Consider the following 7,283-nt stretch of genomic DNA (forward strand, 5'->3'; position numbering starts at 1 on the left):
GAACGCGGCTAGTCGCTCTTTTTCAGCTGCGTCACCACCAGCTGGTGGCGCGGGTTAAAGAATTTCCGGTAGGTCAGATAGCCGGCGATGATGGTTGATAAGCTGGCGGTCGATAGCAGCATAAACGTGACCATTATCTGATACTTAATCGCTTTCACCGGATCTATCCCGGCAAAAATCAGCCCCGACATCATCCCCGGCAGGCTCACCAGCCCCACCGTTTTCGCCGAATCAATGGTCGGAATAAGCGCGGCGCGAATGCTGTCGCGAATCAATCCGGCAGAGGCCATTTTCGGCGTCGCGCCGAGGCTCAGCTTCTCCTGAATCTGCTGCTGCTCGCTGCTGAAGCGCTGGCCCATATTGTTGTAGCACAGCCCCACCGCCACCATCGCGTTGCCGGCGATCATGCCGGCGATCGGGATCACCTGCATCGGCACGAAAGAGATCGACCCTGAGAAGACCAGCACCGCCAGGGTAAGCCCCGCGCCGGTGGTAATGGCGATAAACGATGAGAGGAAGGCCTTATCGATATATTTACTGCGCTTTTGCGCATTCCACGCGGCGTTAAAACAGATAAACAGCACCATAAGCAGCGTCAGCAGGGCGTGATTGACGTTGAAGATATATTTCAGCACGTAGCCGACGATAATCAGCTGCGCCACCGCCCGGCAAATGCTCCAGACGATATCTTTCTCCAGCGCCAGCTTTTCACGATAGCTCACCACGATGGCCACCAGCACCAGCACCATCGACAGGGCCAGCGATTCGTTAGTGATATTATGCCCGTTCATTGATGACCTCCTGTCCCTCTGCGCTCGCCGGCTGCAGCGTAATCACTTCATCAGCGTGGTCGATTTCATTCCGGTCATGCGTCACCCACAGCACAGCAATATTCTTTTCCGTCGTATAGCGATGAATAATATCGTTGACGTTGCGCTTATTGCTCTCATCCAGGGCGCTGGTAATTTCATCGAGCAGCAGCACCTGCGGCAAAAACTGTAAATTGCGGATCAGCGAAACGCGCTGCTTTTCTCCGCCGGAGAGTTCGTTGATCGATTTTCCCAGCGTATTTTCCGCCAGCCCGAAGCGGCGTAAATCGGCAATTAGCGCCTGCGGGTCCGGCTGCTGGTTGCGAATTTGCCACGGGAAGATGAGATTGTCATAAACCGAATCACCGAACAGCGCCGGGGTTTGCGCGCAGTATGAGACCTGCTGGCGGTAGGTTTCCGGCGACAGCGTAGTGATATCCTTACCGGAATAAAAAATCTGCCCGCTGGTCGGGCTGAGCAGCGAGGCGATAATTTTTAGCAGCGTACTTTTACCGCAGCCGGAGGGCCCGGTAATGAGCTTAAATTCCCCGGCGCCCAGCTCGAGATTAATATTATGCAAAATGACCGACTTATCGATCTGAAAGCCTACGCCGTCAAGACGCAAGATAGCGTTATTTTCCTTCATTATCGTTCCATATATTTCCCAAAACCCGACTAGTTTACTCCACTTTTCTTTCGCCAGGATGAGGAGAAAGATATACTCGATTTAAACATGCGTCATTTTGCTGACGCCTGGCAGGCAATTAAACAGGAGGTTTTTTGATGCTAATTTTTATCCCCGTTCTCATTTTCGTCGCCCTGGTTATCGTGATTGCCGGAGTGAAAATTGTCCCGCAGGGCTACCAGTGGACCGTCGAGCGCTTTGGCCGCTATACCATGACCCTCCAGCCGGGCCTGAGCCTGGTGGTGCCGTTTATGGACCGCATCGGGCGGAAAATTAATATGATGGAGCAGGTGCTGGATATCCCCTCGCAGGAGGTTATTTCGCGCGATAACGCCAACGTCACCATCGATGCGGTGTGCTTTATTCAGGTTATTGACGCGCCGAAAGCGGCCTATGAGGTCAGCAACCTCGAGCTGGCGATTATCAACCTGACGATGACCAACATTCGTACCGTGCTCGGCTCAATGGAGCTCGACGAAATGCTCTCCCAGCGCGACAGCATCAACACCCGCCTGCTGCATATCGTCGATGAGGCCACCAACCCGTGGGGGATCAAAATCACCCGCGTGGAAATTCGCGACGTGCGCCCGCCGGCGGAGCTTATCGCCTCGATGAACGCCCAGATGAAGGCCGAGCGTACCAAGCGCGCCTATATTCTGGAGGCCGAAGGGATACGTCAGGCGGAAATCCTCAAAGCCGAAGGCGAAAAGCAGTCGCAAATCCTCAAAGCCGAAGGCGAACGCCAGTCGGCGTTCCTGCAGGCAGAAGCGCGTGAACGTTCGGCGGAAGCGGAGGCTCGCGCCACCCAAATGGTCTCTTCCGCTATTGCCTCCGGGGATATTCAGGCGATTAACTACTTCGTTGCGCAGAAATATACCGACGCGCTGCAGCAGATTGGCGCATCAAATAACAGCAAAGTTGTGCTGATGCCGCTCGATGCGACCAGCCTGATGGGCTCTATCGCCGGGATTAGCGAACTGCTTAAAGAAGGCGCCGGCGAACGGAAAAAACTATGATTGCGATGATACTGGTCCATCCGCATCTCTTCTGGCTCAGCCTCGGCGGGCTGCTGCTGGCGGCAGAGATGCTCGGCGGTAACGGCTATCTGCTGTGGAGCGGGGTTGCCGGGGTGATCACCGGCGCCCTGACCTGGCTGCTGCCGCTGGGCTGGGAGTGGCAGGGCACGCTGTTTGCCGCGCTGACCCTGCTGGCGGCCTGGCTCTGGTCGCGCTGGCTGCGCGGCCAGGTGAAGCGGCAGAAACCGGCCGACGCCCGGCTTAACCAGCGCGGGAATCAGCTGATCGGCCGCATCTTCTCGCTGGAGACGGCGCTGGTTAACGGCCGCGGCCACGTGCGCGTTGGCGATAGCTCATGGCCGGTGATCGCCGACGAGGACCTCCCGGCGGGCAGTAAGGTCGAGGTGCTGGCCGTTGAGGGCATCACGCTGCGGATCAGGCTCGCCCCTCCCCACCGCTAGCTCTGCACCTTGCGATGGCAGCAGCCGGAGAGATTGTCGATAATCGGGCAGTCCGCGCCGTCATCGCCGGGACAGGACTCCGCCAGCGCCAGCAGGTGGCTGCGCATGCTCTGCAGCTCGCTGATGTGGCGCTCAATATCAGCGACTTTATCCAGCGTTCTGCGCTTGACGTCGGCGCTATGCCGCGACGGATCGTTAAACAGGCCCACCAGCTCGCGGCACTCCTCCAGATTAAAACCAACCTGCCGCGCCTGGCGCAGCAGGGTCAGCTCGTCCAGATGCCGCTGGCTGTAGCTGCGGTAGCCGTTTTCACTGCGCAGCGGCGGCGTCACCAGCCCCTTCTCTTCGTAGAAGCGGATCGCTTTACTGGTTAAGCCGGTTTTTTTTGCCACATCGCTGATATTCATCGCCTCTGCACCTCATTGCTTCTCGCACAGCCCCTATTGTAGGACCATTCGCACAATAACCAACCCTGCGTGCGGGGAAAAAAATATAAGCCATATCTTTTATCAGGTTAAGCGCGCCGGCGGTTTTTTCATAACGTGATAAGTCTCGCAAAAAACTATTTACGCACCGGTAGAAATTGACCCATATCAAAGGTGCATTCCATTTACCCCTTAACGTCTGGACGTGTCCTCCATAAACCAATATAAATGCGAATGATAGTAGTTATCATTATAATAAAGGTTACTTTAATGGTGAAAAGGACAAATCGGGGGAGCATGTTACTCTCCAGCCTGTCGCTGTTTGTTGCCGCCAACGTTTCTGCGGCAACCCCGACCAGCACAGCCAAAACGGCCGGCGACGAGACGCTGATCGTCACGGCCAATCGTACAGAATCAAGCCTCTGGGACAGCCCGGCGACCGTTCAGGTTATCGACCGGCAAACGCTCAACAACTCAACTAGCGTCTCTATCGCCGACGATCTGCAGGATATTCCCGGCGTTGAGGTGACCGACAACTCCCTGGCCGGGCGTAAGCAAATCCGCATCCGCGGCGAGGCCTCGTCGCGGGTGCTGATCTTGATTGACGGCCAGGTGGTCAGCTACCAGCGCGCCGGGCAAAACTACGGCGTCGGGCTGCTGATTGATGAGTCGGCGCTGGAGCGGATCGAAGTGGTAAAAGGCCCCTACTCGGTGCTTTACGGCTCGCAGGCCATCGGGGGCATAGTCAACTTTATCACCAAAAAAGGCGGGGATAAGCCCCTCGCCGGGACGGTGAAGGCCGTTTATAACTCGGCGACCGCGGGCTGGGACGAGTCCGCTGCGGCCTGGGGCAGCATCGGCCAGTTCGACTATCGCATCAACGGCAGCTACTCCGATCAGGGCAACCGCGATACGCCGGACGGCAGATTGCAGAACACCAACTTTCGCAACAACAGCCAGGGCGTCTGGCTTGGCTACAATCTCGACCGGCATAAATTCGGCCTGTCGCTCGACCGCTACAAAACCTCCACGCAAACCTGGTTTGACGATCCCGAGGGCCAATACGAAGACTTCAGCGTCCGTATCCCCAAGCTGGAACGCGAAAAAATCGGCGCGTTCTATGACTTCGACGCCGGCGGCGATTACCTGAAAAAAATCCACTTCGACGCCTACAGCCAGACCATCGAGCGGGAATTTGAAAACCGGATTAAGACCACCCAGCCGATCCCCAGCCCGATTATCCAGGCGCTGACGGTCAGCAACCAGACCAACACCAACGATAAGCAATATACCCAGGGCGTCACGCTGCAGGGCAACTTCTCCCTGCCGGCGAACAACGAGCTGGTTATCGGCACCCAGTATCAGCATGACAAGGTGAAGCAGGATACCCGCAGCAGCACGCGGCAGACGGCGGCCACCGGCGCCTTCGATATCCAGACCCTCACGCTGTCGCATATTGAGGCGGAGCAAAGCAACGCCTCGGTGTTTGCGCAAAACGACTGGCGCTTCGCCGATGACTGGACCTGGACCGTTGGCGCGCGCCAGTACTGGCTCTCCTCCAAACTTACCCGCAGCGACAGCCAGAGCGGCGCGGTCAGCCAGTCTACGGGCGGCGAGTCGGCCCATGACGATAAGCTGGTGACCTCAACCAGCCTGCGCTATTCCGGCTTTAAAGATATTGAGCTGCGCGCGGCATACGCCCAGGGCTACGTCTTCCCGACGCTGACCCAGCTGTTTATGCAGACCTCGGCCGGCGGCGGCGTCACCTATGGCAATACCGGCCTGAAGGCGGAACACTCCAACAACTACGAGCTGGGCGCCCGTTACAAAGGCAATATGTGGCTGGTTGACGGGGCGATTTACTACTCCGAAGCCAAAGACTATATCGCCAGCCTCCCCTGCTCGGGTCAGGCGATATGCAGCGGCAACAGCACCTCTTCCCGCGGCGAATATTTCTATTACGACAATATCGATCGCGCCAAAACCTGGGGGATGGAGCTAACGGCGGAGTACAACGGCTGGGCCGTTTCGCCCTATCTGAGCGGCAACCTTATCCGCCGGCAGTATGAAGGCGAGACAGTTAAAACCTGGGATACCGGCGAACCCGCCCTGACGGGAAGAGCGGGCCTGAAGCATACGCTGCTGCTGAACAGCGCCAACGTCACCTCCGATCTCTTCGTGCGCGCCGCCTCCAGCGCCGACGATAAAACCGGCAGCAGGGAGATTCGCTATCCGGGCTGGGCAACGCTTAACCTCGCGTTCAATACCGAGTTTGGCCCGCAGGAGCAGTATCAGGTCAACCTGGCGCTCAACAACCTGACCAACAAGCGCTATCAAACCGCCCATGAAACCATTCCGGCGGCCGGATTTAACGCAGCGGTCGGTTTTGCGTGGAACTTCTGATGATGAAAAAACTCTTGTTCGCCCTGCTGGCGCTTTGTGCCGCCGGCGCAGCCTGCGCCAGCGAACGTATCGTCGTGGCCGGCGGCTCGCTGAGCGAGCTGGTCTACGCGCTTGGCGCCGGAAATCAGGTTGTCGGCGTCGATGAAACCACCTCCTGGCCGCCGGAAACGGCCGGGCTGCCGCATATCGGCTACTGGAAGCAGCTCAGCAGCGAAGGCATTTTATCCCTCAGGCCGGACGTTTTTATCACCTGGCGGGATGCCGGGCCGCAGATCGTTCTGGACCAGCTGCGGACGCAGAAAGTAAGCGTCGTGACCCTGCCGCGCGTGCCGGCCACGGTTGAACAGATGTACGCCAACGTTCGCCAGTTGGCGAAGACGCTGCAGGTTCCCGAGCGAGGAGATGCGCTGGTAGGCCAGATTGAGCAGCGCCTGGCGCGCGTTCAGCGCAGCGCGGCGGCGCAAAAGGCGCCGCTCAGGGCGATGTTTATTCTCTCCGCGGGCGGCAGCGCGCCGCAGGTGGCCGGTAAGGGCAGCGTTGCCGACGCCATTCTGACCCTCGCGGGCGCGCGGAACGTGGCTTCGCACGAGCAGTATAAAAGCTACAGCGCGGAATCGCTGATTGCGGCAAACCCGGAGGTCATTGTCGTGACCTCGCAAATGGTCGACGGCGATATTAACCGGCTGCGCGCCGTCGCCGGGATAGCCCACACCCCCGCATGGAAAAATCAGCGCATTGTCACCATCGATCAGGCGCTGATCCTCGGAATGGGCCCGCGGGTGGCCGACGCGGTTGAATCCCTGCACCAGCAGTTTTGGCCCCAATAACTGGATGTGATGTTGACGCTATGAAGACTAACAACGCCCTCGATCTCTCCGCGCACTTCGCGCTGGAGGGAAGCCAGCCCTTTAAAGATCGTCGGGCCACCATGCCGTGGCGCGGCGCGATCCCGGTGGCAAAAGAGCAGCTGGCGCAGACCTGGCAGGAGGTCATCAGCCGCAGCGCGCCGCCGCGTAAAAGGCTGCTGTACCTGCACATTCCCTTTTGCGCCACCCACTGCACTTTTTGCGGCTTTTATCAGAACCGCTATGAGGATGACCACTGCGCCCGCTATACCGACGCCCTGCTGCGCGAAATAGAAATGGAGGCCGATAGCGTCCTGCACCAGTCGGCGCCGATCCACGCGGTTTACTTCGGCGGCGGCACGCCCTCCGCGCTGGCGGCGCAGGACCTGGCGAGAATTATCACCGCGCTGCGGGAAAAGCTGCCCCTCGCGCCGGACTGCGAAATCACCATCGAAGGACGGGTGCTTAACTTCGATGACAACCGCATCGACGCCTGCCTTGACGCCGGCGCCAATCGCTTCTCCATCGGCATTCAGTCCTTCAACAGCAGGGTGCGCAAGAAAATGGCCCGCACCTCCGACGGCCCCACCGCCGCCGCCTTTATGCAGAGGCTGGTGCGGCGGGATCGCGCGGCCGTGG

At 58.7% G+C, this 7,283-nt stretch carries 8 protein-coding genes; 5 read left to right on the plus strand and 3 right to left on the minus strand.

Features of this window, described 5'->3' with window-relative positions; genetic code table 11:
• Window positions 1-8 precede the first annotated feature (8 nt).
• Both fetB and fetA read right to left on the minus strand, forming a co-directional pair.
• The gene (gene fetB / locus PFH44_RS10760) at window positions 9-791 is read right to left on the minus strand and encodes an iron efflux ABC transporter permease subunit FetB (RefSeq protein ID WP_045854278.1); all 783 of its coding nucleotides are present in this window, start codon (window positions 789-791) and stop codon (window positions 9-11) included.
• The gene (fetA, locus tag PFH44_RS10765) at window positions 778-1,455 is read right to left on the minus strand and encodes an iron efflux ABC transporter ATP-binding subunit FetA (RefSeq protein ID WP_045854277.1); all 678 of its coding nucleotides are present in this window, start codon (window positions 1,453-1,455) and stop codon (window positions 778-780) included. Before fetA ends, fetB begins: the two co-directional genes overlap by 14 nt.
• Window positions 1,456-1,592: 137 nt before the next feature.
• Between fetA and PFH44_RS10770 the strand changes: the two genes are divergently transcribed.
• Together PFH44_RS10770 and PFH44_RS10775 are read left to right on the plus strand one after the other, a co-directional pair.
• The gene (locus PFH44_RS10770) at window positions 1,593-2,510 is read left to right on the plus strand and encodes an SPFH domain-containing protein (RefSeq protein ID WP_045854276.1); all 918 of its coding nucleotides are present in this window, start codon (window positions 1,593-1,595) and stop codon (window positions 2,508-2,510) included.
• Window positions 2,507-2,971 carry an NfeD family protein gene (locus PFH44_RS10775; protein WP_133596498.1) on the plus strand — a complete coding sequence of 155 codons (465 nt, stop codon included), beginning with the start codon at window positions 2,507-2,509 and terminating at the stop codon, window positions 2,969-2,971. The genes PFH44_RS10770 and PFH44_RS10775 overlap by 4 nt, the downstream gene beginning before the upstream one ends.
• On the opposite strand, the gene cueR is transcribed toward PFH44_RS10775, so the two are convergent.
• Entirely contained in the window at window positions 2,968-3,378 is a 411-nt protein-coding gene (cueR, locus tag PFH44_RS10780) for a Cu(I)-responsive transcriptional regulator (protein WP_283824998.1), read from the minus strand. The two genes, PFH44_RS10775 and cueR, sit on opposite strands and share 4 nt — an antisense overlap.
• Window positions 3,379-3,666: 288 nt before the next feature.
• Here cueR and PFH44_RS10785 point away from each other — a divergent pair, with 288 nt between their 5' ends.
• From PFH44_RS10785 to PFH44_RS10795, 3 genes are all read left to right on the plus strand, one after another.
• The gene (locus PFH44_RS10785; protein ID WP_283824999.1) at window positions 3,667-5,799 is read left to right on the plus strand and encodes a TonB-dependent receptor plug domain-containing protein; all 2,133 of its coding nucleotides are present in this window, start codon (window positions 3,667-3,669) and stop codon (window positions 5,797-5,799) included.
• Window positions 5,800-5,801: 2 nt separating this feature from the next.
• Window positions 5,802-6,626: a heme/hemin ABC transporter substrate-binding protein gene (locus PFH44_RS10790; RefSeq protein ID WP_283825001.1), complete on the plus strand. Its 825-nt coding sequence runs from the start codon at window positions 5,802-5,804 to the stop codon at window positions 6,624-6,626.
• 20 nt (window positions 6,627-6,646) lie between these two features.
• On the plus strand, window positions 6,647-7,283 hold a 637-nt coding region (locus tag PFH44_RS10795; RefSeq protein WP_283825000.1), incomplete at its 3' end, for a radical SAM protein.

Origin of the sequence: Klebsiella sp. Ech2A (assembly GCF_030078455.1) — a bacterium.
Lineage (GTDB): Bacteria > Pseudomonadota > Gammaproteobacteria > Enterobacterales > Enterobacteriaceae > Klebsiella > Klebsiella terrigena.